The organism is Xaviernesmea oryzae (genome assembly GCF_900109605.1).
In the GTDB taxonomy this organism is placed as follows: Bacteria; Pseudomonadota; Alphaproteobacteria; order Rhizobiales; family Rhizobiaceae; genus Xaviernesmea; species Xaviernesmea oryzae.
In genome coordinates, this window is sequence record NZ_FOAM01000002.1 from 96,452 (window position 1) to 121,314 (window position 24,863).

Genomic DNA, 24,863 nt, shown 5'->3' on the forward strand with positions numbered 1-24,863 from the left:
GCCAAATCCTTGCACAAAGGCTTGATTTATAACAGTTTGTTTACCCTAATGGACGCTGAGCGTGGCCATTAGGACACGGGGCTTTGTCGAAGTAAACGGAAATGAAGGCCTGACCTTGCTTCAATGGCAAAAGACGGTAAAACGGCAGCATGACCGGAGTCGGCACGAGTTTGCCGCGTGACATCGGAAAAAGGTAAGAAGACGACATGATAGCTGGTTCGAGATTTTTGACTGCGGTTTCGGCAGTCGCGCTGTCTGCAGGGATGGTGACGACGGGTGCCGGCGTGGCCATGCTTGCAAGCGCCTCTGTCGCCCAGGCTGCGACCGTTTCGCGGATCGAGGTTCGCGGCGGGACGCGCGTCAGCCCGGAAACGGTGCGTGCCAATATCAGTATCGTCCCCGGCAAGCCGTTTTCCGGCGCCGACATCGACGCATCGGTTCGCCGGCTCTACCAGACCGGATATTTCTCCGACGTCACCATCAATGTCGCCGGTTCGACGCTTGTCGTCACCGTCAAGGAAGCCCAGCTGATCAATCAGGTGGTCTTCAACGGCAACAGCAAGATCAAGGACGACAAGCTTCAGTCGATCGTCAAGACCAAGGCGCTCGGCCCTTATAACGAGGCGACTGTCCAGGCTGACGTTCAGACGATCAAGGACGCCTATGCCGCGACCGGCCGCAGCGACGTGACCGTTGAGGTCAAGACCGCACCGATCGCCGAGGGTCGCATCAATCTCGCCTTCCAGATCAACGAAGGCGAGCGCACCAAGATCAAGGACATCAGCTTCGAGGGCAACAGCGCCTACAGCAACAACCGGCTGCGCTCTGTCATCCTCACCAAGGAGTCGGGGATCTTCTCCTTCCTGACCCGCAAGGACGTCTACAGCCCCGAAAAGCTGCAGGCCGACGAGGAAGCCCTGCGTCAGTTCTATTACAACCGCGGCTATGCGGACTTCCGTGTTGTCTCCTCGAGTGCCGATCTCGATCCGGCCACGAACCAGTACAACATCAAGTTCGTCGTCGAAGAAGGTCCGCGCTATGATTTCGGCGCGATCAATGTCGAGTCGACCGTCGAGGGTGTGAATGTCGAGGATCTGAAGGGTCTGGTTGTCAGCCGGCAGGGCGAGATCTACAAGGCCAAGGATGTTCAGGACACGATGTCGGCGATCTCGCGCCGTGTGGCTGCCCAGGGCTATCCTTTCGCTCGCGTCACGCCGCGCGGCAACCGCGATTTCGGCTCCCACACCATCGCTGTCGATTATCTCGTCGACCAGGGCGAGCGTGCCTATGTCGAGCGCATCGACATTCGCGGCAACACCCGCACGCGTGACTATGTCATTCGCCGTGAGTTCGATATCAGCGAAGGCGACGCCTTCAATCAGGAAATGATCGCTTCGGCCAAGCGCCGTCTCGAAGCGCTCGGCTATTTCTCCTCGGTCAATATTTCGACTCAGCAGGGCAGCGCGGCCGACCGTGTCGTCGTGGTCGTCGATGTGCAGGACCAGTCGACCGGCTCCTTCGGTATCGGCGCCGGTTATGCAGCCGGCAGCGGCGGCGGTCTGCTGCTCGAAGCTTCGATCGAGGAAAAGAACTTCCTCGGCCGTGGCCAGTATATCCGCCTGGCCGCAGGCCGTGGCGAAAACAGCAAGACCTACAATCTCTCGTTCACCGAGCCCTATTTCCTCGGCTACCGTCTGGCCGCTGGCTTCGACGTGTTCAAAAACGAGAATGATTTCAAGGACGACGACAATTACAGCTACGAGGATCAGGGCTTCAGCCTGCGCGTGACCGCGCCGATCACCGAGCGTCTATCGTCCACCTTCCGCTACACCTTCACGCAGCTGGATTATAGCGGTGACCAGTCGGAACTGGCCTCGCCCTATCGCCATGTCGTGCGCGGGTCGCCATGGACGCGCTCGGCCGTGTCGCAGACTCTGACCTACAACACGCTTGATGATGCGCAGCTGCCGCATGGAGGTATGCTCGCCTCCTTCACGCATGAATATGCGGGTCTTGGCGGTACGTCGGATTATTACAAGGTCAGCGGCAAGGCCAAGCTATACTACACGCTGAACGACGAAGCCGATATCATCGGCTCGCTGGCGGGTTCTGCCGGCCATATCTTCAAGACGGGCAGCCAGATGGAGGTCTTCGACCAGTTCCAGCTCGGCAATTCCGATATTCGCGGTTTCGAGCGCAATGGCGTGGGCCCGCGCAGCTTGAAATATGATAATGCCATCGGCGGCACGACCTATTTCACCGCTTCGGCCGAAGCGACTTTCCCGATCCCGGGTGTTTCGCGTGATGCCGGCTTCCGCGGCGCGATCTTTGCCGATGCCGGCACGCTCTACGGCAATGATGTTCCGGTCACCAAGGACGACCGCGTCGTCGGCACCGATGCGTCGCTGCGCGCATCTGTCGGTATCGGCCTGATCTGGGCCTCGCCCTTCGGTCCGCTGCGTGTCGACTACGCCGTGCCGATCGCCAAGCGCGACTATGACCGTGTTCAGAACCTGAAGCTTGGTATTTCCTCGCAGTTCTGATCCGCATCCAAGCCTGCGGCGCTGTTCGCGCCGCGTGCTGAAGCGGACCGCATCATCAACATGCCGCTGGCGACCCGTCATGCGGCATGTTTTGTTTTGGTGCCCCCTGTCTTCCCAAGTCGATGCGATCGATCCCGTGGAAGCCGTCATCCAATCCTCTTCGAAGTTGCGGATGCGATGATGCATCTTGAGCGACAGCACCTTTCAGCAGGCTTTGCCGTCGATATCGGACCGAAAACCTCGTGCAGGCCCTGAAAAACCTTTCAGCATGCTCTTGAAGTCAACCGATTTTCAAGGCTTATGCCTGACGGCGCTGTCATCCGGCTTTGCCTCGGGTCTGGTCTGCCGTCCCTCTTTTCGCTTTCCGGGCGATGCAGGTGACGCGACCGCCTCCTGCATCGCCCTTGATCGGACGAGATGAAGGACGACATGAAGCAGCGGATTTTGACGCGTTACGGCATCTCATGTGCGTCGAGGACATGCACGATGCGGTGAAGGTGCCGTGACTGGAGTGAACATCATGGAAAGCAGACCCTTTTATCCGCGCCATCAGGGCATTCATCTGGCGGAGCTTGCCGAGGCGATCGGCGCGGAGCTGAGCGATACCCAAGCGGCCGATCGTCCGATCCGCTCGGTGGCGCCGGTCTCGCGCGCCAAGGCCGATGATGTCTGCTACCTGTTGACCCGCCGGCATGCGGAGGAGCTTCAGGCGACGCAGGCTGGTGCGCTGATTTGCGACGCCGCCGTGGCAAAGCTCGCGCCGGCGCATCTGCCCGTTCTTCTCACCTCCAAACCCCATACGGCCTTTGCGCTTGCCGGCGCGCTGCTCCATCCCCAGGCCTTGCGCCCGGAGGCCGTGGCTCCAGAGAGCGGCATCTCGCCTCAGGCCTTCGTCCATCCGACGGCGGAGCTCGAGGAGGGTGTCGAGATCGAACCTTTCGCGGTCATCGGTGCCGGCGCGCAGATCGGCTCGGGTACGCGGATCGGCCCCAATGTCGTCATCGGCGCCAATGTCGCCATCGGCCGGAACTGCACCATTGCCGCCGGCGCAACCATTGCCACCGCGTTGATCGGCAATCATGTGATCATCCATCCTGGCGTGCGCATTGGACAGGATGGCTTCGGCTATGCGCCGGGTGTACGGCCGGGCATGATCAAGATCGTCCAGGTCGGGCGTGTCATCATCCAGGATCATGTCGAGATCGGCGCCAATACCACGATCGATCGCGGCACCATGGACGATACGGTGATCGGCGAGGGGACGAAGATCGACAATCTTGTGCAGATCGGGCACAACGTCCGCATTGGCCGCCATTGCGGTGTCGTCGCCCAGGTCGGTATTGCCGGTTCTGCGATCATCGGCAATGGCGTGATGATTGGCGGCAATGCCGGGATCAACGGCCATATCACCATTGGCGATGGCGTGCAGATCGGCGCGAAGAGCGGCGTGATCGCCAGCATCGCCCCGGGCGAACGGGTTGCCGGCGTGCCGGCCCGGCCCATCAAGGACTTCTTGCGCGAGATTGCCGAAATCACGTCGCGTACCCGAAACAAACAGAGGAAATCCGGAGCCAAGGATGAGTGAAGCAGACGCCAAAGTTCTCGGTACGGCCGATATTCGCGAGATTCTGAAGCTCCTGCCGCACCGCTACCCCTTCCTGCTCGTGGACAAGATCATCGAGATCGATGGTGACAATTCCGCGATCGGCATCAAGAACGTGACGGCGAACGAACCGCATTTCACCGGCCATTTTCCCGAGCAGCCAATCATGCCGGGTGTTCTCCTGATCGAAGGCATGGCGCAGACGGCCGGCGCCATCTGCGCGCGTAAGACGGGCGAGGGCTCCAACCTCGTCTATTTCATGACCATCGACAATGCCCGCTTTCGCAAGCCGGTCGTGCCGGGCGACCGCGTCGAATTCCACGTCGTCAAGCAGAAGCAGCGCGGCACGATCTGGAAGTTTCACTGCGACGCAAAAGTTGACGGGCAGCTTGTCGCGGAAGCTGATATCGGCGCGATGATCATCAAGAAGGAAGATGCTTGATCATGATTGCTGCAAGCGCCAAGATCCATCCGCTTTCGGTTATCGAAGAGGGAGCGGTCGTCGGCGAAAACGTGACGGTCGGTCCCTTCTGCCATGTCGGCCCGCAGGTTGTGCTGGCCGATGAGGTAACGCTGATGAGCCATGTCGTGGTCCTCGGCCGCACCAGCATCGGCAAGGGGACGCGGATTTTTCCACAGGCTGTCATCGGCGGGGATTCGCAAAGCGTGCACCACAGTGCGCTCGACACCGAACTCAGGATCGGCGCGAACTGCACCATCCGCGAAGGCGTGACCATGAATACCGGCACGCGGGAACATGGTGGCCTGACCGAGGTCGGCGACAACAATCTCTTCCTCGCTTATGCCCATGTCGCCCATGACTGTAAACTCGGCAACGACATCATCCTCTCGAACAATGTCATGCTGGCCGGCCATGTCACGGTCGAGGACCGTGCCATTCTCGGTGGCGGCTCGGCCGTCCACCAGTTCACCCGGATCGGCCGTCAGGCCTTCATCGGCGGTCTGTCCGCAGTCAGCTATGACGTGATCCCTTATGGCATGCTCAATGGCAATCCCGGGGTGCTTTCGGGCCTGAATGTTGTGGGCATGACGCGTGCCGGCTTTTCCAAGCCTGAGATCCACGAGGTGCGACGGGCCTATCTCGAAATTTTCGAAGGCCCCGGCAATGTGCGCACGAATGCCGAGGCGATTCGCGAACGGTTTGCCGATTGCCGGCCGGTCATGGAGATCCTCGATTTCATTGCCGCTGCCAAGGAGCGGGCTCTGTCCTCGCCACACCGGGGCAAGAAGGGCTGAGCACCATGTCCACGGCCGCGCCTGCCTCTCGCGCCGGCCGTCTGGCGATCATTGCCGGCGGCGGACGGCTGCCGGTGGATGTCGCCGAGGCCGCGCGGGCACGCGGTGAGGATCCGCTGATCATCACGCTCGCGGGCGAGGCGGAGGCCGGCTGGCAGGCCTTCGAGCATGTGACGCTGTCGATCGGCGACTTCAAAGCAATCACAGCCCTGCTAATCCGTCATGGCGTGGATCGCGTCGTGCTGTCCGGCTGGGTCCGGCGCCGGCCCGACTGGCGACAGATCCGCCCGACATTCAAAATGCTCTCCCGCGTTCCAAGCGTCGTCCGCACCTTGATATCGGGCGGTGACGATGCCGTCTTGAAGATGGCGATCGCGCTGATCGAAACCAGCGGTGCCCGTGTCATCGGCGTCCAGGAAATCGTCCCGGCGCTTCTGGCGGAGACCGGACCGCTCGGCCTGCATCGGCCGGATGCGGCCGCATTGCGCGATATAGCGGCCGGCTGCGACGCGGCACGTGCTCTGGGCCGTCTCGATATCGGCCAGGGCGCGGTCGCCATTGGCGGGCGCGTGGTGGCCCTAGAGGGTGCGGAAGGCACGGATGGCATGCTGGCGCGGGTGGAGGCGCTTCGCCGGGAGGGACGGATCTCGCAGCGCCGGCGAGGTGTTTTGGTCAAGATGTGCAAGCCACAACAGGAGCTGCGCGCCGATCTCCCATCGATCGGCCTGTCGACGGTCGAGCTTGCGCAGCGCGCCGGCTTGGCCGGCATCGCCGTGGAGGCCGGCCGCTCGCTGCTGCTCGACCGCGCGGCGGCGCTCGCGGCGGCCGATGCAGCCGGCCTTTTCATCATGGGCATCGAGCGCTGATCGGATGGGCACAACGCTCACGCGGTTTGAGCTTCAGAGCATCGGATCGGAAAGCGGGAGCTGGCTTCGGCGAAGATCCGGTGCAAAAGCAAACGATTAGGAGCAGATGGCTGGATCCGGTTTTAGTCGGATGCTTCCGACACCGCTCTGGATATTTCACCTTGGCCGAGGAGCAGTGAGATGAGCGCCTTTTCCCCTTTGACGGTGGCGGTGGTCGCGGGCGAAGTGTCCGGCGATCTGCTTGGCGGCGATCTCATCCGCGCGCTGAAACGTGCGACCGAAAAGCCCTTGCGCCTGGTCGGCGTCGGCGGCGAGGATCTCCAGCGCGAGGGGCTCGTGTCCCTGTTCGACTACAGCGAACTGTCGATCATGGGCCTCTCCCAGGTGCTCGCGCGGCTGCCGAAGCTGATCCGCCGTATCCGCCAGACGGCGGACGCGATCATCGCCGCGCGGCCGGATGTGCTTGTCATCATCGACAGCCCGGACTTTACCCATCGTGTGGCAAAGCGGGTGCGGGCGGCGCTGCCGGAACTGCCGGTGATCGATTATGTCTGCCCCAGCGTCTGGGCCTGGAAGGAATACCGGGCGGTGAAGATGCTCGGCTATATCGACCATGTGCTTGCCGTCTTGCCCTTCGAGCCGGAGGTCATGGCGCGGCTCGGCGGGCCCAGGACGACCTATATCGGCCACCGGCTGGCGCAGGATCCGCAGGTTCTCGATGTGCGCGCGCACCAGACGACGAAGACAGGCGAGGAGCGGGAGCCGAAAACCTGCCTCTTGCTGCCCGGTTCGCGTGGCTCGGAGATCACGCGGCTGCTGCCTGAATTCCGCGCTGCCATGGCGGTGCTCAGGGAGCGGCATCCAACCATGCGCTTCCTCCTGCCAACAGTGCCGCGTCATGAGGCGCGCGTGCGCGCGATCATCGCAGACTGGGCCGACAAGCCGGAGGTGCGCGCCGGCACGGACGCGAAATGGCAGGCCTTTGCCGAAGCGGATGCGGCGCTGGCCGCCTCCGGAACGGTGATCCTCGAACTCGGGCTTTGCGGCATTCCCGTCGTCTCCACATACAGGGCCGACTGGCTGATCACCCTGATGCAGAGGCGCATCCGCATCTGGACCGGCGCCCTGCCCAATCTCATCGCGGATTACCCCCTCGTGCCGGAATATTTCAACGAGTCGATCCGCGCTGGGGCTCTCGCGCGCTGGATCGAGCGCCTGGCTTTCGATACGCCCCAGCGCCGCACCATGCGCGAGGGCTTCGATCTGGTGATGGCGCGGATGCAGACGCCAGTGCCGCCGGGCGAGGCGGGTGCTGCGATCCTGCTTGCTTATGCGGAGGGCCGTGGCGCGTCCCTATGAGCATCCAGGGCACGATGTGATCGAACTCGAGCGGCCGGAAAGGGTTCATGAGAACGGAATGCGGAGCCATCGCGTTCGGCCAGATCTCAGAGGAGTGACGCAAAGACAAAAAAACCCGGCCGTTTCCAGCCGGGTTTTTTGTTGTCGATGGAGCAGCTTACCGCTTGGACGTGGGCACGTAATCGCGCTGGGGTTCGCCGGTGTAAAGCTGGCGCGGACGGCCGATACGCTGCTGCGGGTCTTCGATCATCTCGTTCCACTGGGCGATCCAGCCGACCGTGCGGGCGAGTGCGAAGAGCACGGTGAACATCGTCGTGGGGAAGCCGAGTGCCTTCAGCGTGATGCCGGAATAGAAGTCGATGTTCGGATAGAGCTTCTTCTCGATGAAGTACTCATCGGTGAGCGCGATGCGCTCCAGCTCCATGGCGACTTCGAGCAGCGGATCGTCACGGTGGCCGAGTTCGCCCAGCACTTCATGCGTGGTCTTCTGCATGATCTTGGCGCGCGGATCGTAGTTCTTGTACACGCGGTGACCAAAGCCCATCAGGCGGAACGGATCGTTCTTGTCCTTGGCCTTGGCGACGTATTCCGGAATGCGATCAACCGAGCCGATTTCGGCAAGCATGTTGAGCGCGGCTTCATTGGCGCCGCCATGCGCCGGCCCCCAGAGGCAGGCGATGCCGGCCGCGATACAGGCGAAGGGGTTGGCACCAGAGGAGCCAGCCAGACGAACCGTCGATGTCGAGGCGTTCTGCTCGTGGTCGGCATGCAGGATGAAGATGCGGTCCATCGCGCGCGCCAGGACCGGGTTTACGACATACTCTTCGCAAGGCACGGCGAAGCACATGCGCAGGAAGTTGGAGGCGTAATCGAGATCGTTCTTCGGATAAACGAAGGGCTGGCCGATATGGTACTTATAAGCCATGGCGGCGATCGTCGGCATCTTGGCGATCATGCGCAGAGAGGCGACCATGCGCTGATGCGGATCGGTGATGTCGGTGGAGTCGTGATAGAAGGCCGAGAGCGCGCCGACCGTGCCGCACATGACGGCCATGGGATGCGCATCGCGACGGAAACCTGTGAAGAAGCGGCTCATCTGCTCATGCACCATCGTGTGCATGGTCACGCGATGGTCGAAGTCCTTCTTCTGGGCAGCTGTCGGCAGTTCGCCGTAGAGAAGCAGGTAGCAGACTTCAAGGAAGTCGCCGTGCTCGGCCAGCTGCTCGATCGGATAGCCGCGGTGCAGCAGCACGCCTTCATCGCCATCGATGTATGTGATCTTGGATTCGCAGGATGCGGTCGAGGTGAAACCGGGATCGTAGGTGAAGGTCCCCGTATTCTTGTAGAGACTGCCGATGTCGATCACTTCCGGACCGATGGAGCCGGATCGGACGTTCATCTCAACCTGCTTGCCATCGACAGTAATGACTGCGCTTTTATTCGCCATCGGGGATCCTCCGTGATGCGGGTTCAATGGTCTATTCGATAAGCCGTAAATGTTAATGTTGCGCTTGTGCTGGCGGATTAATCCACCGCTGCCAGTTTGGCTGGCAACTGTGTCAATGCGGTGCAGCAAGCGCTTACGGCTCTGCAATAATTGCATGGTACACGGCTTATTTCGAAACGCCATATCTGGCCCTGCACGACTTTGGTGCAGTTCATGCCTCATTCTTCATCACGCTTTCGCCTTGCCGGATGCAATCCGCCGCCGCACACTAGGCCCATTGGCAGCTGTGCGGGGCGCCGATGAGCGACGGGGCGGATAAGGAGCGGCACGAGCGGCGCGTCGCGGCGACGCGGGAGGAGGCGGATGCGACGCCGATCCTCGGGCCGTCGGCTGGCCTGCCTGTCGTCATCACCCAAGGCCGGGCCCTTGCTCTGCCGGATGTCCCGCTCGTCCTGCGCCGCCCCGGGCTCATCGCCCGGCTCGTTGCCTGGCTCACGACATTGATCGAGGAAGAGGTGGCCTATGGCCATGGCTTTCTGTTCTGGCCGGTCCTGATCGGTCTCGGCGCGCTTCTCTGGTTCTGCGGCATCCATCCGCCGCAGCCTGTCTCGCTTGCACTGCTGATCTGCGTTTTATGCATGGCTGTCAGCCTGTTTCGGCATCGCCATCCTCTGCTGCATGCCTTTGCGCTCACGGCTGCGCTGATCGTGGCCGGCGCTTTGGCCGCTGCGCTGGAAAGCTGGCGCATGAGCACGGTGCTCTTGGACGCGCCGGTGACGACGACGGTGACCGGCATCGTCCATGGCCGCGAACTCGATTCCCGCGGCCATTGGCGATATCAGGTCGCCCTCGTGAAAACCCATGAGCCGGCTTTGTTTCGTATGCCGGAGACGGTGTCCCTTCTGTCGCGCGGGCGAGCCGGCCCCGTGGCGATCGGTGGGATGATCGAGGGACGCGCCAGGCTCTCCCCGCCCTCCGGACCCGCTTTGATCGGCGCCAATGATTTCGGCTTCGACGGCTATTTCGCCGGCAATGGCGCGGTCGGCTATTTCTACGGCACGCCGCGCGATCTTGGACCGGGTCCGCCCGAAGGTCTGTTTCAAACGCTGCTGGACGGGATCGCGGACCTGCGTGCTCAGGTCGGCGCCCATATTCGCGGACTGGTGGCGGGCTCGACGGGCGCTTTGGCAGCGGCCCTGGTAACGGGGGAAGAGCGGGCAATCGACCCGGCGTTGGTGGATGCCATGCGGCTCTCCGGGCTTGGCCATGTGCTGGCGATCTCGGGACTGAATATGGCGCTTGCGGCCGGCACGCTGCTGGTCGGCCTGCGCACCGGGCTCAGCCTCTTTCCCGGCTTTGCCCAGCGCTACCCTGTCAAGAAGGTGGCCGCCGTCGGCGCACTGATCATGGTCACGCTCTATATGATGATCGCCGGGGGCGCGGTTTCCGCCGTGCGATCCTTCGTCATGATCGTCGTCATGCTCATCGCCGTCTTCGTCGATCGGCCGTCGATCAGCCTGCGCAACATCGCGCTATCAGGCGTGCTGATTCTTCTGGTCACGCCATCTGCTGTCACCGGTCCGGGTTTCCAGATGTCCTTTGCCGCCACGCTGGCGCTGGTGGCGCTCTATCGCCGGCTGGAGGTGCGCGCCGATCCTGGCGAGAGCGCTGCCTTCAGCGGCATGGGCGTGGTCGTTGGTCTCTGGCAGGAATTTCGCGGCCTGGTGCTCTCCTCGCTGATCGGTGGCGTCTCGACGATGATCTACTCAGCGGCGCATTTCCATCGGATTCCTGCCTACGGGCTGATCGCCAATGTTTTGGCGCTGCCGGTCGTCGGCGCGGTGGTGATGCCGGGCGCGCTCGTGGCCATGCTGGTCATGCCCTTCGGTCTCGACGGTCTGGTCTGGATGGTGGTGGCCATGGGGTTGGACTGGATGAATTGGGTCGCCCGCTTGGTCGCGGGCTGGGGTGGGCAGATCGAAACGGGCCGGCTGGCGCCGATGGCCTTCGCACTGATCGCCTTCGGCGGCGTTCTGATCTGCCTGCTGCGAACGGTGTTGGCCTTGTCCGGACTGGTGGTCGTGCTGGCCGGGCTCGTGGTTGCGGTGCTGTCCCCACCGCCACGCCCGGCCGTCCTCGTCTCGGAGGATGGGCGCATGGTCGCTCTGATCGATCATGACAAGGCCGCGCTGAACCGCACCAAGCCGCCCGCCTTCATTTACGATCAATGGCGGCGGGCGCTGGTGGTGAAGGCCGGCGATCCGCCCATAATGGTGCCCGCGCTGTCTCTCGCCGGCCCCAGACCGGCACCGGTTGCGCCCCAGGAGGGTCGGCTCCAGCGCACGAACGGGCGCGAGCGACCGCCGCTGGATCTGTCACGGGCCGGACAGGTGCTGGCGCAATTGCTGCAGGCGGGTGGGACGGGCCGTTTTGCCTGCGTGGCGCGGCAATGGTGCGCGGCCGTCAGTGTGCAAGGGTGGCGCATCGTCACTTTGGAGGATGTGCGTCTCGCGCCAGCCGCCTGCGATGGGGCCGATCTGGTGGTTGCGCCGCAGGCACTGCGCGACGAGCCGCTCTGCGCCAGTGGACCGGCCGAAGCGGCGACAGGCGCCACCTTGCGCCGCAGCGGCGCGCTGGAGATCCATGCGGCGCCCAAGGCCGAGTGCGGCCTGCGGATGCAAGCGCAGGCCGCCGTGCCGGATCTGTCTGCGCCCTGGGCCCGCCACCGTCTCTATGACTGGCGCAGCCGCAGCTTCAAGACGCCAGAGCCGGAGGATAATCCTGACAATGGCGATCAAGATAATCTTGCGCCGGTCGATGGCTTTTCTTATGAAGGCCCTCAATGAAGCCAGCCGCGCGTCGCGGCATGTCCGCATGGAGAGACGAAGATGGCCCCCTTGTTCTCGCGTCGCCCCGCCATGGCCGGCATCTTGGCCGTGGCCATGATCGCGTTTGCCGCTGGCGCGCAGGCGCAGCAATCGCCGGCGCCGCAGCCTGACGCGCCGGTGGTCCAAGCTCCCGCCGCCCAAGCTCCTGTAGCGCCCAATGCTCCATCGCAAAGCGTAGAGCCACCGACGTCTCCCTCTGAGGGGCCGTCCGCGCAAGACGCCCCCGCGACTTTGCCCGACGGGCAGGAGATGCAGCAGCCCCAAGCCGTGACCAGCGGCGAGGCGCGCGATCCCGGCCTGCCGCATGATCTTTCGCCGCTGGGCATGTTCCTGGCCGCCGACTGGGTGGTGAAGGGTGTGATGATTGGCCTGGCGCTGGCATCCGTCGCCAGTTGGACGATCCTGGTGGCCAAGATGGTGGAAATCGTCGCCGCCAAGAGGCGCGCACGCAAGGGGCTGGCACGCCTCAGCGCCGCACGGGGGCTCGCCGACCTCGCCGATGGCAAGGACCTGGCAGGACCCGCCGCGCGCATGGTGACGGAGGCACGCGAGGAACTGCAGCGCTCTGAAACCGTCATCGATCTGGTGCCGGGCGTTGGCCTGCGCGAGCGTGTGGCCTCCCGCCTGGCGCGCGTCGAAGCGGGAGCCGGCAAGGCCGCCGGCGGCGGTACAGGCATTCTCGCCACCATCGGTTCGATCGCCCCCTTCGTCGGCCTGTTCGGCACGGTTTGGGGTATCATGAATTCCTTCATCGGCATCAGCCAAGCGCAGACAACCAACCTCGCCGTCGTCGCACCCGGTATTGCCGAAGCGCTGCTGGCCACCGCCATCGGTCTGGTCGCCGCCATTCCGGCCGTGGTGATCTATAATTACTTCGCCCGCTCGATCAGCGGCTACAAGACGATCCTCGCGGACCTCACGGCTGCCGTCGAACGTCTTGTTAGCCGCGATCTCGACCATCGCATGGCCCGGCGTCTCGTGGCCGAGCGCCAGAGCGGGGAGCGCGCGCGCTCGGCGGCAAGGGGGAACTGAGCATGGCCTCCAAGCTCAACGAGAATGCCGACGATCTGGCGGAGAATGCCGAAATCAACGTGACACCCTTCATCGACGTGATGCTGGTGCTCCTGATCATCTTCATGGTCGCTGCCCCGCTTGCCACCGTCGATCTCAAGGTGGATCTGCCGCAGTCAGCCGCCAGCCCGGTCAAGCGCGACGACCGTCCCGCCTTCGTCACGCTCAAGGCGGACAGGACGCTCGCTATCGGCAATGATGTCACCTCAGAGGCGGATTTTGCCGCTGCCCTGCAGGCGCAGACAAAGGGCGACCGCGAAACGCGCGTTCTCCTGCGGGCAGACAAGTCGGTGGATTACGGCGCGCTGATGGATGTGATGAACATGATCCAGCGCGCCGGCTATCAGAAGATCGCGCTGGTGGGGCTGGAAGGCATGCCGGCACGCTGAGTCCGGTAAGCCGACAGACCTCGGCCGCGGCCTCGCGTCAGCGCGAAAGCTTAGAATTTGTAGCCGAGCGTCAGGCTTGCATGGGTCAGTCCGTCATTCGGGCCGTCGCAGAGATTGGCGTGCGAGGCATGATTGATCGCGCCGACGAGCCGCCAGTGACGATCGATCGCATAGCCTGCGGCGATATATTCGCGAAAGAGCACGTGGCAGCCCAGCTTGGCGCCGGCGGTACCGTCCTCCTGCAAGTCGCCATCATGCAGGGTGCCGCCAAAGCCGGCTTCGAGGAAGAAGCGCTCGGTCACCGGCGCGGTCCAGGCAAGGCCGGTAAAGGCTTGATTGACCGCGCGCTCTCCTGATCCACCTGTCACGCCGAGATAAAGGCGCGGGACCATCATCTCGCGCCAGTTCGTCGGGGCAGGGGCGCTGTCGAAGGGATTGAGATACAGGCTCGCGGTCGGCAAGAGCCCGCTTTCGCGCTTGTCGCCACCGGCGATCGAGACCTCGGCCCCGAACCGCAATTCGTCGAACATAGGCGGGCCGGCCTCGGCGGCATTCGCCCGATCCGCCATCCCACCCATGGTCATGACGGCCATGGCCGCAAGGCTGAGAACAGTTTTGACGCTTATTTTCGAAGAGGCTGATGAGATCGGCAAGGCGCACATGGAGAGGGTCCGATTGCCAAAGGCAGTGGTTGATCTCCTTTCGGTAGCGTATGAGACTGATGCGAAACATGCGCCGGGCTGGGTCTTGATAAGAATACCGGCTTGAAACGGGGGCTGTGCCGCAATATGAGCGTAACGGATCGCTAGAGGGTGCGGCCTTCTGGTGGCGAACGCCCACGGGGACAAGGCAGAGATGGATTTCGAAGCAGCACGCATCAAAATGGTCGACAACCAGATCCGGACCACGGATGTCACGTCCCATCCTGTGCTTTCCGCGTTTCTGACGGTGCCGCGCGAGGCTTTCGTTCCCGAAGAGGTGAAGGCACTTGCCTATATCGATACGGACGTGAAGGTTTCCTCCGCCGATGGCGGCCGCTATGTGATGGAGCCCTCGCCGCTGGCCAAGCTGGTGCAGCTTGCTGCGGTGCAGCCGGGCGATGCGGTTCTGGAGATTGGCTCCAACAGTGGCTATGGCGCAGCAATTCTGTCGCGCATCGCGCAGTCCGTCGTGGCTGTGGAAAGCGATGCGGCGCTGGCGGCCAAGGCCAAGGCGACGCTGAGCGCGCTCGGCTATGGCAATGTCACGGTCGTCGAAGGTCCGTTGGAGGCTGGTCATGCCGCTAAGGCGCCTTATGACGTGATCTTTCTGCATGGCGCCGTCGAGACCGTGCCGGATGCCGTCTTCAATCAGTTGAAGGATGGCGGCCGTTTGGTCGCCGTTGTGGGCTATGGCAATGCATCGCGTGCCAAGCTCTTCATCCGCGAAGGCGGCATTGTTTCCGACAGCCCGTCCTTCAATACGGCTGTCAAGCCTCTGCCGGGCTTCCGCCTGGCGCGTGAGTTCGTGTTCTAAGCCGCGTCGCCGGCCTTGGCCGGTGTGGTGCCAGGGTAACGGATGCCGAAAGGCGTTCGTCCCGATCAGGAGTGACGCGGCCGCCGGCGCTTTCGTCTGCGGTGGCCGGAAGCTGTCCCGCGATGGTGCCGGGGCTGAGGAAGACGGCGGGCTGGCATGTGTGGATGCCGCCCGTGATTGCGCCTACGGGCGCAATGGGATGACACGTTCGCCCATGAACTCGATGACACGAACCGCCCTGACGCTGCTGATGATTGTCGGCGTCGCACACGCCGCATCGGCCGAGACGATTGCGGGCGCCATGGCCAAGGCCTACGCCAACAATCCGGATCTCAATGCCGCGCGCGCCAGCCTGCGCGCGGTCGACGAGGGTGTGCCGATCGCCCAGTCTGGTTTTCGTCCGCGCATCGCGGCCAATGCGACCCAGAACTCGGCGCGGTTCGATGCGAATAGCTTGCAAAAGCCGATCGATTACACCACCCGCTCGGCCGGAATCACGATCACCCAGCAGGTTTTCGACGGATTTCAGACGCTGAACAATGTGCGGGTCGCCCAATCCAATGCCTTTGCCGAGCGTGAAAGCATGCGGGCGAACGAGATTTCCACGCTGCTTTCGGCGGCGGAAGCCTTTGCCAATGTCGCGCGCGACCAGGAGGTCGTCGCGATTCGCAAGCAGAACCTGTCCTTCCTGCGTCAGCAGGTGGACGCGGCGCGAAGCCGGCAGAAGCTCGGCGAGGGCACGCTGACGGACGTCAATCAGACCCAGGCCCAGGCCGCAGAAGCCAAGGCGCTCTTGGCGACCGCCGTGGCGCAGCTTCAGCAGAGCCAGGCGACCTATCTGCAGATCGTCGGCACGACGGCCGAGAGCATCAAGCAGGCCAAGCCGGCCGAGCGCGACATGCCGAAGACGCTCGATCTTGCGGTGGCTGCCGGCCAGAAAGATCATCCCGCCATTGCCGCCGCGCTCTTTCGCGTGGATGCGGCTGGCTATCGCGTTCGTCAGGCCGAAGGCACGATGCTGCCGGGCGTGACGCTGCAAGGCTCGGTCAGCCACAACCTGACCAACGAGCCGGGCGAAACCCCCAACAGCACGACCAGCGCGGTCACTGCCCGAATCGAAATTCCGATCTACCAGGGCGGCCAGGAATATGGCCAGATCCGCCAGGCAAAGGAACGGCTTGGCGAACAGGCCATCGTCGTCGATTCCGTGCGTGCCAATGTGCGTCAAACGGTGATGCAGGCCTATGCGCAGCTCGACGGCGCGCGAGCGACGATTGCCGCGACCCGTGAGCGTATCGCCGCCGCCACTCGCGCGCTGGCAGGGGTGATCGAAGAGCGCAAGGTCGGCCAGCGCACGACCATCGACGTGCTCGATGCGCAGCAGGGCGTGCTGGCGGCGCGCGAGACACTCTCGTCGGCGCAGCGAAACGCGGTGGTTGCGAGCTATTCGCTGCTGGCCGCAACCGGCCGGCTGACGGTGAGGGGGCAGGGTATTCCGGTTGCCGAATACCGGCCCGAACTGCATTACGAGGCCGTCAAGAACAAGGCGTTCGGAACGAGCCCGGTCGAGGCCCGCTGAGGCTGCGTTGCGCCCGGCCTCCGGCGTGGCAAACCCGCCACCTTTGGCGATTGCGTGCCACTGGGCCGAGCAGTCCGGGTGACGGCGCGAACAAAACTGTGCATGATCTCATGGCATTGATTCGAACGGTTTCGTCTCGGGTCGGGCTGGCATAATTTCGCCGCAGATCGCAGCGCGCCCGGGGGCGCAGGCGGCCGTCAACAGGCAGGTATTGGAAAACGACATGGCTCAAGGAAATGTGGCGCGCGAACCGTCCATGGATGAGATTCTCGCCTCGATCCGCAAGATCATCGAGAGCAATGACATTGGCGGTCCGGGCCAGCCTGCCAACGATCCCGGCCTTCGGCATGACGCCATGCCCGGCCAGCGCGCCGATGAGGTGCATCTGACGATCGAGGACGATCTCAGGCTCTCGCCTTTTGACGAAGACGCCTACGAAGTGCCGGCCAATTCGGCACCGCGTTTTGCCGCGCCAGCCGCCGCAGCGCCGCCGCAGGCCGCAGCCCCGGCAGCATCCCAGCCCGCAGCGCCTGCCAATCCGCCGCTGTCGCTTGCCGATGTCGCCGCACGTGTGCGGGCGGCCTCCGAGCGCAGCGTTGCCGCCCGCGTGGAGACGGCCGAGCCGGCGCTCCGTCCGGTTGCAGCGCAGCAGCCGGCCTTTGTGCCCGCGCCGAATGTCTTCGCGCCGGCTTCACCCTCCGTGCCGGTCGTTGGCCTGGAACCTGCCCGTGCCGCACCTGCGGCAGGCGGTGCCTTTGCCGCTTTCGAGCGCAGCGCCGGTGCGGCGCCTGCCTTCGACCCTCCCAATGCTGCGTCGCGCAGTTATGAGCCCTCTCGCGGCTTCGAAAAGGCTCGAATCGCCGGCTTCGAGCCAGTGCCTGAGGCTCATCGAAGCGAAGAGCCGGCCCCTGTCGCATTTGCGCCTGTGCCGTCCTTCCAAGGGTCGATCGAGCGGTCTGTCATGCCCCACAACAATCTCGACCTGCCGTTCGACGAGGCCATGGCGTTGCGCCAGCCGGCCATGCGCGACCAGGCCGTTTCGCCCGCGCAGGAGCAGGACGACGATTTCCACATCGTCACCGATCGGATCGATGAGCCGACGCATGAGCAGGACCTCCTGGATGCGGCGGCCGATGCCTTCGAAGCCGAACTGCATGCCCATGACGCCGCAGAGCCCGAAGAGGCAGACGCGCATGCGTCTGGGAGCGCTGAATCCATGCCACGCGCCGATCTGCGTGATATGATGGATGGCATCATCTCGCCCGTCGTGGGAGAGCATGTCGCCCATGCCTTCGAGCAGCTCGCTATCGCTGTCGATCGCAAGCCGCGCCGCTCTTTCGACGAGATTGCCGAAGACATGCTGCGGCCGATGCTGCAGGAATGGATGGACGACAATCTGCCGAGCCTGGTGGAACGTCTCGTTCGCGAGGAGATCGAGCGGGTGGCGCGCGGGCCGCGCCGCTAATCCGGTTCGCACAGACCGTGCTGCGATGTTCTGTGAAGAGCACCGTTTCATCGGGCAGAATGCGGGAGGATGCTTCAAGTTGAAGCGCATCCGGCCGAAACGCGACGCCATGTCCGTGTGGTCCGCAACGTCGGGCCTGCAGCTGTCTGGCGGTGGCCCTTGCATGTTGGACACGGGCCAGAGGTTATCTTTGATGACGGCAGGTTCCCGCCACAGGCCCGCACAGCGCGCTTCCTGAGGAAGCCGTCGCTTGTGATCAAACGCAGGCTGTCTCATGCTCGACCCCGAGAACCTATGTTCCCAGCGGTCAATGAGTGGCTAATCCTACATCCCCTTACAGGATGCGCATCACCCGGAAAATCCCGCTCGAATCGGCATTTGGAGATCGTCCTGTCATCATCATGATTGACAGAGCAGGAGATCGGATGTCGAACGCAGTCGGCAGGCGCATTGTCGGCGACGGTCTGGTTGACCGAACGTGCTGCTTGCCGTCGTCTGCCGCGTCCTGCGCTGCCGCCTTGGCGGGGACGTGCTCGCGCACTTCAAAATTGCTGCATAATTTCTTACATTGATTCCAATTGATGGACTATGCAGTGGGGAGATGGCGCTATCGGTTCGATGGGCGCCAAAGCCTGACGTTTTTGTTTTTATGCAGCGGTCGTTGCCAAGCCGTTCCCGGCTCCGCGCGACATGCTCCAACATGGTTGCTGGCCTCGAAATGCTTGACAAGACCTATGATTCCGCCGCCGTCGAACCGCGTATCGCCAAGCTCTGGGACGACAACAATGCGTTTCGTGCCGGCGCCGGCGCCAAGGACGGCGCCGATCCGTTCTGCATCGTCATTCCTCCGCCGAACGTCACCGGCTCCCTGCACATGGGCCACGCGCTGAACAACACGCTGCAGGATATTCTCGTGCGGTTCGAGCGCATGCGGGGCAAGGACGTGCTCTGGCAGCCGGGCATGGACCATGCCGGCATCGCCACGCAGATGGTGGTCGAGCGCCAGCTGATGGAGCGCCAGCTTCCCGGCCGGCGCGCCATGGGCCGCGAGGCCTTTGTCGATAAGGTCTGGGAGTGGAAGTCGGAATCGGGCGGCCTGATCTTCAACCAGTTGAAGCGCCTCGGCGCCTCCTGCGACTGGTCGCGTGAGCGCTTCACCATGGACGAGGGCCTGTCCAAGGCCGTTCTCGAAGTCTTCGTCACGCTCTACAAAGAAGGCCTGATCTATCGCGGCAAGAGGCTGGTCAACTGGGACCCGCAGTTCGAGACGGCGATCTCCGACATCGAGGTCGAGAACCGCGAGACCGACGGCCATATGTGGCACTTCAAATATCCGCTGGCCGGCGGCGAGACCTATACCTATGTCGAGAAGGACGAGGACGGAAACGTCACCTTCCAGGAAGAGCGCAACTATATCTCGATCGCCACGACGCGGCCTGAAACCATGCTGGGTGACGGTGCGGTGGCGGTTCATCCGTCCGATACGCGCTACCAGCCGATCATCGGCAAGTTCTGCGAGATCCCGGTCGGACCGAAGGAGCATCGTCGCCTGATCCCGATCATTGCGGACGAATATCCTGATCCGACTTTCGGCTCGGGTGCGGTCAAGATCACCGGTGCCCATGATTTCAACGATTATCAGGTCGCCAAGCGCAACAATATTCCGCTCTATCGCCTGATGGACACGCAGGCGCAGATGCGTGCCGATGGCGAGCCCTATGCCGTCTGCGCCGCTCAGGCGCTCGACATCGCCAAGTCCGGCGCGCTGCCAGGTGAGGCCGAGGTCGACGACATCAATCTTGTGCCCGAGGACTATCGTGGGCTCGACCGCTACGAGGCGCGCAAGCGCATCGTCGCGGCGATCAATGCCGAGGGTCTTGCCGTCACGGTCAAGGACGCCGAGGGCAACGACATGCCCTATGTCGAGAACAAGAAGATCATGCAGCCTTTCGGCGACAGATCGAATGTCGTCATCGAGCCGATGCTGACCGACCAGTGGTTCGTCGACGCCAAGACGCTGGCCGAGCCGGCGATTGCCTCCGTGCGCGAGGGCCGCACCAATTTCGTGCCGAAAAACTGGGAAAAGACCTATTACGAGTGGATGGAGAACATCCAGCCCTGGTGCGTTTCGCGCCAGCTCTGGTGGGGCCATCAGATCCCGGCATGGTATGGCCCGGATGGCCAGGTCTTCGTCGAGAAGAGCGAGGAAGAGGCGCTCGACGCGGCGATCCAGCATTATCTGGCCCATGAAGGCCCGTGGAAGGCCTGGGTTCAGGAAAAGCTCGAGAATTTTCAGCCGGGCGAGATCATTACCCGCGACGAGGATGTGCTCGACACCTGGTTCTCCTCCGCGCTCTGGCCTTTCTCGACGCTGGGCTGGCCGGACAAGACGCCGGAGCTTGCCAAATATTACCAGACCGATGTGCTCGTCACCGGCTTCGACATCATCTTCTTCTGGGTTGCCCGGATGATGATGATGGGCCTGCATTTCATGCAGGACGAGGATGGCAAGCCCTTCGAGCCGTTCCACACCGTCTATGTTCACGCTCTCGTGCGCGACAAGAACGGGCAGAAGATGTCAAAGTCCAAGGGCAACGTCATCAACCCGCTCGACCTGATCGACGAATATGGCGCGGATGCACTGCGCTTCACGCTGGCGATCATGGCCGCACAGGGACGTGACGTGAAGCTGGATCCGGCCCGCATCGCCGGCTATCGCAATTTCGGCACCAAGCTCTGGAATGCCACGCGCTTTGCCGAGATGAACGGCGTGGCCGCCGATCCGGCCTTCGTGCCGGAAGCAGCCAGTCTGACGATCAACCAGTGGATCTTGACCGAACTTTCGCGCACCAGCGCCGAAGTCACGGAGGCCCTGGAGACCTACCGCTTCAACGAAGCGGCGGGCAGCCTCTACCGTTTCGTCTGGAACCAGTTCTGCGACTGGTATCTGGAGCTTTTGAAGCCTGTCTTCTCCGGCGAGGACGAAGCCGCCAAGAAGGAAGCGCAGGCCTGCGTCGCCTATGTGCTGAACGCCGTCTATCGGCTCCTGCACCCCTTCATGCCCTTCATGACCGAAGAGCTTTGGGCGGCAACGGCCGGCGAGGGCGTCGCGCGCGAGACCCTGCTTTGTCATTCCGCCTGGCCGGCTCCCGGTTTTGCCAATGTTCATGCCGCCGATGAGATCAACTGGCTGATCGACCTCGTCTCTGGCATCCGCTCGGTGCGCTCGGAAATGAACGTGCCGCCGGCGGCCATGGCGCCGCTGGTCGTTACCGGCGCCAATGCGCTGACGGCAGAGCGGATCGCCCGCCACGATGCGGCAATCCGCCGCCTGGCCCGCGTCGAATCGATCGATGTTGCCGAGGCGGCGCCGCGCGGCAGCGCGCAGGTCGTCGTCGGCGAGGCAAGCTTCTGCCTGCCGCTCGGCAATCTGGTCGACCTCAAGGCCGAGAGCGCGCGGTTGAGCAAAGCGCTCGACAAGGTGGAGGCCGAGCGCCAGCGCATCCTGGGAAAGCTGTCGAACGAAAAGTTCGTGGCCAATGCGAAGCCGGAGGTGGTGGAGGCCGAGCGCGAGCGCCTGGCCGAGCTCGATACCCAAGCAGCTTCGCTCCGGCTGGCACTGTCGCGTCTGGCCGAAGCCGGCTGAGCGTCCGACGACGCGAGGGTGCAGCGGCAAGGCGACTGGCCGGGATGATCGGCGTCGCATGCGCATGCCCAAAGGCGGATACCTACTTTCTCAAGCTCCATGAGAGACCAAGGCCGGCCGGTTCATCCGCGCCGGCCTTTTCGCGTCCTGATGCAGTCCGCAGGCGGGCTGTCGCTTATTGGGATTTTAGAACAGCATGCTTCCCCCCACTTTGCAGTAAGGCCAATGGCCTGTCGCGCGTCAGAATATTTCCCGATTCGGCGACCATGACCTCGCTCGCACGTCTAACAGCAAAGGCAAAAATAACGATTGTGTCGGCAAAGTGACATTGTCCGTATTTCGTAGAATGAATTTTCGCCAATCCGCGCCAACGCTTGTCAGAGTAGATTGTAATTTCAAAAATTCAGCAATTTCGGCGGTGCGATCGCATATTTACGTCAAAATGTCGCCCCGTTCGGAAAAAATGGAAACAGGCCAATGACTTGAAGCGGGACCGCGACCGCGGATAACCTGAGCTTGCACATTTGATGCGGATGCTGCGGTTCAGATTCGGCAGGCTCGGGAGGGGCGCGGATCGGCCGGGCATGTGCGAGTGAGGGAGGACTACCGGGCATGGACAAGAGATGGACGGGTGCGCTGCTGGCTTCGCTGCTGACGGCGTCCGCAGCGCAGGCAGGCGGGCTTGAGCGCGGCGGCTACAATATCGATCTGCTTTTCGATCCGGGTACCTATGCGGCGGAAGCGACGACGACCTATGTCAGCCCCCAGCGGGAATATAAGAACGCCGTCGATACCAACCCCGCCAATGGTCTGGGCGCAAATGGCCTGGGCGGGGGCAGCACGTCGGTCAAGGATACCGAAGGCTATTGGGTGCCGCGCGTCGGCATCAAGGCCGGCTGGGAAGGCCTGGACTGCATGGTCGATTATTCGCAGCCCTGGGGCGTGCACACCAAGCCGGGCGCCGGCTGGGTCGGTGCCAACGACAATATCGAAACCAAGGTGACGAGCGACAATTACGCCGCCACCTGCTCCTATAAATGGGCGCTTGGACCCGGGCAGATCCGCCTGATCGGCGGCGGCTTCTATCAGGAGGTCGAGGGCTTCAAGGAGCGCTTGGTGGCGCCGGATTTCGCCGTGCCGGGCACCGGCGTCGGTCGACTGGACCTTAAGGGAGATGGCTGGGGCTGGCGGGCCGGCGTGGCCTACGAGATCCCCGAATATGCCATGCGCGCAAGCCTCGTCTACAACAGCGAGGTCAATCTCGACGATATCACCGGCACGCTCGATCTGAGCCAGGTCAATGGCCGCACCTTCGACGTCTATGGCGCACAGAAGATGCCGGACTCGCTGGAGCTGAAGGTCCAGACCGGGATTGCGCCCGACTGGCTGGCGTTCGGCTCGGTCAAGTGGACGGACTGGAGCCAGTTGCAGACGATCCCCTTCTGCGTTGTCGGCACGCCTAGCTGCTCGCCCGCGACACAGATCACCTCGCTCGATCTGCTCTACCGTGATGGCTGGACGGTCTCCGGCGGTATTGGCCACAAGTTCACTGATCAATGGTCCGGCGCCCTCAGCCTGACCTGGGATCGCGGGACGTCCACCGGCCTGCTCTCCCAGACCGACACCTGGACGCTGGGTGCCGGCGTTTCCTACACGCCGACCGAACATGTGGAATTCCGTCTGGCCGGCGTGGTCGGTGTGCTGACAAGCGGCTCGTCCGGCGCCAAGGAATATAATGGCCGCGTCTATGGCAATGACGTGAAGTATGACTTCGGCAATGATTTCGTCGGTGCCATTTCGACTTCGGTCAAGGTGAGATTCTAAGCCGAGGCGGCGACGACGGCGCTTACGCCCAGTCTTGTCACAGTGGACGCGCCGCGCGCCCAAGATCGGCACATGCCCGTCACAGCAGCGAAAGACCAAGCCCGGCCTCCGTGCCGGGCTTAATTTTGCGTGAATCCAGGCGCTTTTGGCCGCGCAGCTTGTGATGATTCCGCAACACAGCCGGCTTAAGCTTGGCCTGTCATTTTCGCCGCTGGATTTTGTCCATTTCCCGCCACAAAAACAGAGCACGAAATTTACGTAGCCAGCGTTAGACCTTGGAGAGCCAAGGATCGAACGTGGATTGCCCGGTCAACTTCAGCGTTTTCAACATGCCGTCGAGCATTCGAAATGCTAATGATGATCGAAGCGATACAAGGGCTTGCAAGGGGTTTTGAAGGTGATGATGAAGGATCTGTGCCGGCAGCGGCGTCGGACAGGCCCAAGTCTCGCCGGAATAAGGTGCTAGGTCTCTTCTTCGGGAAGGAGAGATGATCGTTTGGCGGCCTTTGTAGCGGCCGAGCGGTACGAGCGGGGACGTTGTCATCCGTGCCAGGACGGCACAGAGGCGGCGGGTGTAGGAAAGAACACGAGTACCATGGTCGCACGAGACTGCAGATCGTTGACGTTTCTGGTGGTGAGTATGGCGCTGACGGTTTGTGGTCCGGCTCAGCGCTGCCTTGCCTTCGACCCCGATGCCGGGGTGACGAAGGAGTCCGGCCCCTTCGCCTTGTTCAAGTTCGGCTTTTCCGCCTATAAAAACGGCCGAAAGGACGAGGCCGTCGAGGCCTATCGCTACGCCGCCGAGCAGGGCCATACGGCCTCGCGCTGGGCACTGGCCAATATGTATGCCTATGGCGATGGCGTCGCCGAAAACGATCTCGAAGCTTTCAAGATCTACAGCGAGATTGCCGAGAAGGGCGTGGAGCCCGGCTCCGAGGATACCGGCTATTTTGCCAATGCGCTGATCTCGCTCGCCAATTATTACCGCCGAGGCATTCCCGGCAGCCCGATCAAGCGCGATCTCAACCAAGCCCGGCAGCTCTATTTCCAGGCCGCCTCCACCTTCGGCGTGCCGGAAGCGCAATTCCAGCTCGCCCGCCTGCTTCTGGATGGCGACAGCGGTACGACCAATGTTCAGCAGGCCAAGAAATGGCTGAACCGGGCCCGCAAGAAGGGTCATGTCGGCGCCATGGGCGTGTTCGGCAATGTGATCTTCCAGGAAGGGCAAACGGCGCGTGGGCTTGCCTATATGACCGCCGCGCTCGATAAATGTTCGCCGAAGGACCGGCCCTGGCTGCAGCAGATGCAGGAACAGGCTTTCTCGCTGGCCGGCGAGGACGACCGTCGCCAAGCTATTGCCATGGCGCAGAAGATCCAGACCTCGGATAACGACGCCGAGTAGCGTCCACTA

The 24,863-nt window shown here is 62.9% G+C and carries 18 protein-coding genes and 1 pseudogene; 16 read left to right on the forward strand and 3 right to left on the reverse strand.

Annotated features, from left to right (window positions below; genetic code table 11):
- Positions 1 to 40: 40 nt before the first annotated feature.
- Entirely contained in the window at positions 41 to 292 is a 252-nt protein-coding gene (locus BMX61_RS24560; protein WP_170854886.1) for a hypothetical protein, read from the reverse strand.
- Here BMX61_RS24560 and bamA point away from each other — a divergent pair.
- From bamA to lpxB, 7 genes are all read left to right on the forward strand, one after another.
- Positions 207 to 2,543, forward strand: coding sequence for an outer membrane protein assembly factor BamA (gene bamA, locus BMX61_RS02195; protein ID WP_075627780.1), 2,337 nt, complete (start codon positions 207 to 209; stop codon positions 2,541 to 2,543). The two genes, BMX61_RS24560 and bamA, sit on opposite strands and share 86 nt — an antisense overlap.
- Positions 2,544 to 2,730: 187 nt before the next feature.
- A complete protein-coding gene (locus tag BMX61_RS24220; RefSeq protein ID WP_139198862.1) occupies positions 2,731 to 2,964 on the forward strand; it encodes a hypothetical protein in 234 nt (77 codons plus the stop codon).
- A 99-nt stretch (positions 2,965 to 3,063) separates the two neighbouring features.
- Positions 3,064 to 4,128 carry a UDP-3-O-(3-hydroxymyristoyl)glucosamine N-acyltransferase gene (gene lpxD, locus BMX61_RS02200; RefSeq protein WP_075627779.1) on the forward strand — a complete coding sequence of 355 codons (1,065 nt, stop codon included), beginning with the start codon at positions 3,064 to 3,066 and terminating at the stop codon, positions 4,126 to 4,128.
- A complete protein-coding gene (gene fabZ / locus BMX61_RS02205; protein WP_075627778.1) occupies positions 4,121 to 4,588 on the forward strand; it encodes a 3-hydroxyacyl-ACP dehydratase FabZ in 468 nt (155 codons plus the stop codon). Before lpxD ends, fabZ begins: the two co-directional genes overlap by 8 nt.
- Complete coding sequence (gene lpxA, locus BMX61_RS02210) at positions 4,585 to 5,403, forward strand: acyl-ACP--UDP-N-acetylglucosamine O-acyltransferase (protein WP_170854887.1); 819 nt, start codon at positions 4,585 to 4,587, stop codon at positions 5,401 to 5,403. The genes fabZ and lpxA overlap by 4 nt, the downstream gene beginning before the upstream one ends.
- A 5-nt stretch (positions 5,404 to 5,408) precedes the next feature.
- Positions 5,409 to 6,269, forward strand: a complete 861-nt coding sequence (locus tag BMX61_RS02215; protein WP_075627776.1) for an LpxI family protein — start codon at positions 5,409 to 5,411, stop codon at positions 6,267 to 6,269.
- Positions 6,270 to 6,449: 180 nt separating this feature from the next.
- Positions 6,450 to 7,628, forward strand: coding sequence for a lipid-A-disaccharide synthase (gene lpxB, locus BMX61_RS02220; RefSeq protein WP_075627775.1), 1,179 nt, complete (start codon positions 6,450 to 6,452; stop codon positions 7,626 to 7,628).
- 157 nt (positions 7,629 to 7,785) lie between these two features.
- Here the strand turns inward: lpxB and gltA are convergent, their stop codons facing one another.
- Complete coding sequence (gltA, locus tag BMX61_RS02225; RefSeq protein ID WP_075627774.1) at positions 7,786 to 9,075, reverse strand: citrate synthase; 1,290 nt, start codon at positions 9,073 to 9,075, stop codon at positions 7,786 to 7,788.
- A 299-nt stretch (positions 9,076 to 9,374) separates the two neighbouring features.
- On the opposite strand from gltA, the gene BMX61_RS02230 reads away from it, so the two are divergent.
- Genes BMX61_RS02230 through exbD form a run of 3 tightly spaced genes read left to right on the forward strand, consistent with a single transcriptional unit; the run spans position 9,375 to position 13,423 of the window.
- Positions 9,375 to 11,921, forward strand: a complete 2,547-nt coding sequence (locus BMX61_RS02230) for a ComEC/Rec2 family competence protein (RefSeq protein WP_075627773.1) — start codon at positions 9,375 to 9,377, stop codon at positions 11,919 to 11,921.
- 42 nt (positions 11,922 to 11,963) lie between these two features.
- Complete coding sequence (exbB, locus tag BMX61_RS02235) at positions 11,964 to 12,995, forward strand: tonB-system energizer ExbB (protein ID WP_234794572.1); 1,032 nt, start codon at positions 11,964 to 11,966, stop codon at positions 12,993 to 12,995.
- A gap of 2 nt (positions 12,996 to 12,997) precedes the next feature.
- On the forward strand, positions 12,998 to 13,423 hold the full coding sequence (gene exbD, locus BMX61_RS02240; protein ID WP_075627771.1) for a TonB system transport protein ExbD: 426 nt from the start codon (positions 12,998 to 13,000) through the stop codon (positions 13,421 to 13,423).
- Positions 13,424 to 13,473: 50 nt separating this feature from the next.
- Here exbD and BMX61_RS02245 read toward each other — a convergent pair whose 3' ends face one another.
- A complete protein-coding gene (locus BMX61_RS02245; protein ID WP_234794573.1) occupies positions 13,474 to 14,007 on the reverse strand; it encodes an acyloxyacyl hydrolase in 534 nt (177 codons plus the stop codon).
- A gap of 271 nt (positions 14,008 to 14,278) precedes the next feature.
- On the opposite strand from BMX61_RS02245, the gene BMX61_RS02250 reads away from it, so the two are divergent.
- The 6 genes and pseudogenes from BMX61_RS02250 (at position 14,279) to exoR (ending at position 24,854) form a co-directional block, all read left to right on the forward strand.
- Positions 14,279 to 14,938, forward strand: a complete 660-nt coding sequence (locus BMX61_RS02250) for a protein-L-isoaspartate O-methyltransferase family protein (RefSeq protein ID WP_075627769.1) — start codon at positions 14,279 to 14,281, stop codon at positions 14,936 to 14,938.
- A gap of 199 nt (positions 14,939 to 15,137) precedes the next feature.
- Entirely contained in the window at positions 15,138 to 16,517 is a 1,380-nt protein-coding gene (locus BMX61_RS02255; protein WP_407703732.1) for a TolC family outer membrane protein, read from the forward strand.
- A gap of 1,249 nt (positions 16,518 to 17,766) precedes the next feature.
- Positions 17,767 to 17,982, forward strand: a pseudogene (locus BMX61_RS24565) (PopZ family protein); the annotation flags it as partial.
- A gap of 718 nt (positions 17,983 to 18,700) precedes the next feature.
- Positions 18,701 to 21,628, forward strand: coding sequence for a valine--tRNA ligase (locus tag BMX61_RS02265; RefSeq protein WP_075627894.1), 2,928 nt, complete (start codon positions 18,701 to 18,703; stop codon positions 21,626 to 21,628).
- Between the two features lie 612 nt (positions 21,629 to 22,240).
- The gene (locus tag BMX61_RS02270) at positions 22,241 to 23,452 is read left to right on the forward strand and encodes an OmpP1/FadL family transporter (protein WP_075627766.1); all 1,212 of its coding nucleotides are present in this window, start codon (positions 22,241 to 22,243) and stop codon (positions 23,450 to 23,452) included.
- Positions 23,453 to 24,047: 595 nt separating this feature from the next.
- Positions 24,048 to 24,854, forward strand: a complete 807-nt coding sequence (gene exoR, locus BMX61_RS02275; protein WP_075627765.1) for an exopolysaccharide production regulator ExoR — start codon at positions 24,048 to 24,050, stop codon at positions 24,852 to 24,854.
- Positions 24,855 to 24,863 lie beyond the last annotated feature (9 nt).

Bases quoted from the DNA above. Each gene is read 5' to 3' on its own strand.
- bamA (WP_075627780.1), top strand. From the start codon at position 207: ATGATAGCTGGTTCGAGATTTTTGACTGCGGTTTCGGCAGTCGCGCTG.
- BMX61_RS24560 (WP_170854886.1), bottom strand. From the start codon at position 292: ATGGCCACGCCGGCACCCGTCGTCACCATCCCTGCAGACAGCGCGACT.
- lpxD (WP_075627779.1), top strand. From the start codon at position 3,064: ATGGAAAGCAGACCCTTTTATCCGCGCCATCAGGGCATTCATCTGGCG.
- fabZ (WP_075627778.1), top strand. From the start codon at position 4,121: ATGAGTGAAGCAGACGCCAAAGTTCTCGGTACGGCCGATATTCGCGAG.
- BMX61_RS02215 (WP_075627776.1), top strand. From the start codon at position 5,409: ATGTCCACGGCCGCGCCTGCCTCTCGCGCCGGCCGTCTGGCGATCATT.
- lpxB (WP_075627775.1), top strand. From the start codon at position 6,450: ATGAGCGCCTTTTCCCCTTTGACGGTGGCGGTGGTCGCGGGCGAAGTG.
- gltA (WP_075627774.1), bottom strand. From the start codon at position 9,075: ATGGCGAATAAAAGCGCAGTCATTACTGTCGATGGCAAGCAGGTTGAG.
- BMX61_RS02230 (WP_075627773.1), top strand. From the start codon at position 9,375: ATGAGCGACGGGGCGGATAAGGAGCGGCACGAGCGGCGCGTCGCGGCG.
- exbB (WP_234794572.1), top strand. From the start codon at position 11,964: ATGGCCCCCTTGTTCTCGCGTCGCCCCGCCATGGCCGGCATCTTGGCC.
- exbD (WP_075627771.1), top strand. From the start codon at position 12,998: ATGGCCTCCAAGCTCAACGAGAATGCCGACGATCTGGCGGAGAATGCC.
- BMX61_RS02245 (WP_234794573.1), bottom strand. From the start codon at position 14,007: ATGACCATGGGTGGGATGGCGGATCGGGCGAATGCCGCCGAGGCCGGC.
- BMX61_RS02250 (WP_075627769.1), top strand. From the start codon at position 14,279: ATGGATTTCGAAGCAGCACGCATCAAAATGGTCGACAACCAGATCCGG.
- BMX61_RS02255 (WP_407703732.1), top strand. From the start codon at position 15,138: ATGACACGTTCGCCCATGAACTCGATGACACGAACCGCCCTGACGCTG.
- BMX61_RS02265 (WP_075627894.1), top strand. From the start codon at position 18,701: ATGCTTGACAAGACCTATGATTCCGCCGCCGTCGAACCGCGTATCGCC.
- BMX61_RS02270 (WP_075627766.1), top strand. From the start codon at position 22,241: ATGGACAAGAGATGGACGGGTGCGCTGCTGGCTTCGCTGCTGACGGCG.
- exoR (WP_075627765.1), top strand. From the start codon at position 24,048: ATGGTCGCACGAGACTGCAGATCGTTGACGTTTCTGGTGGTGAGTATG.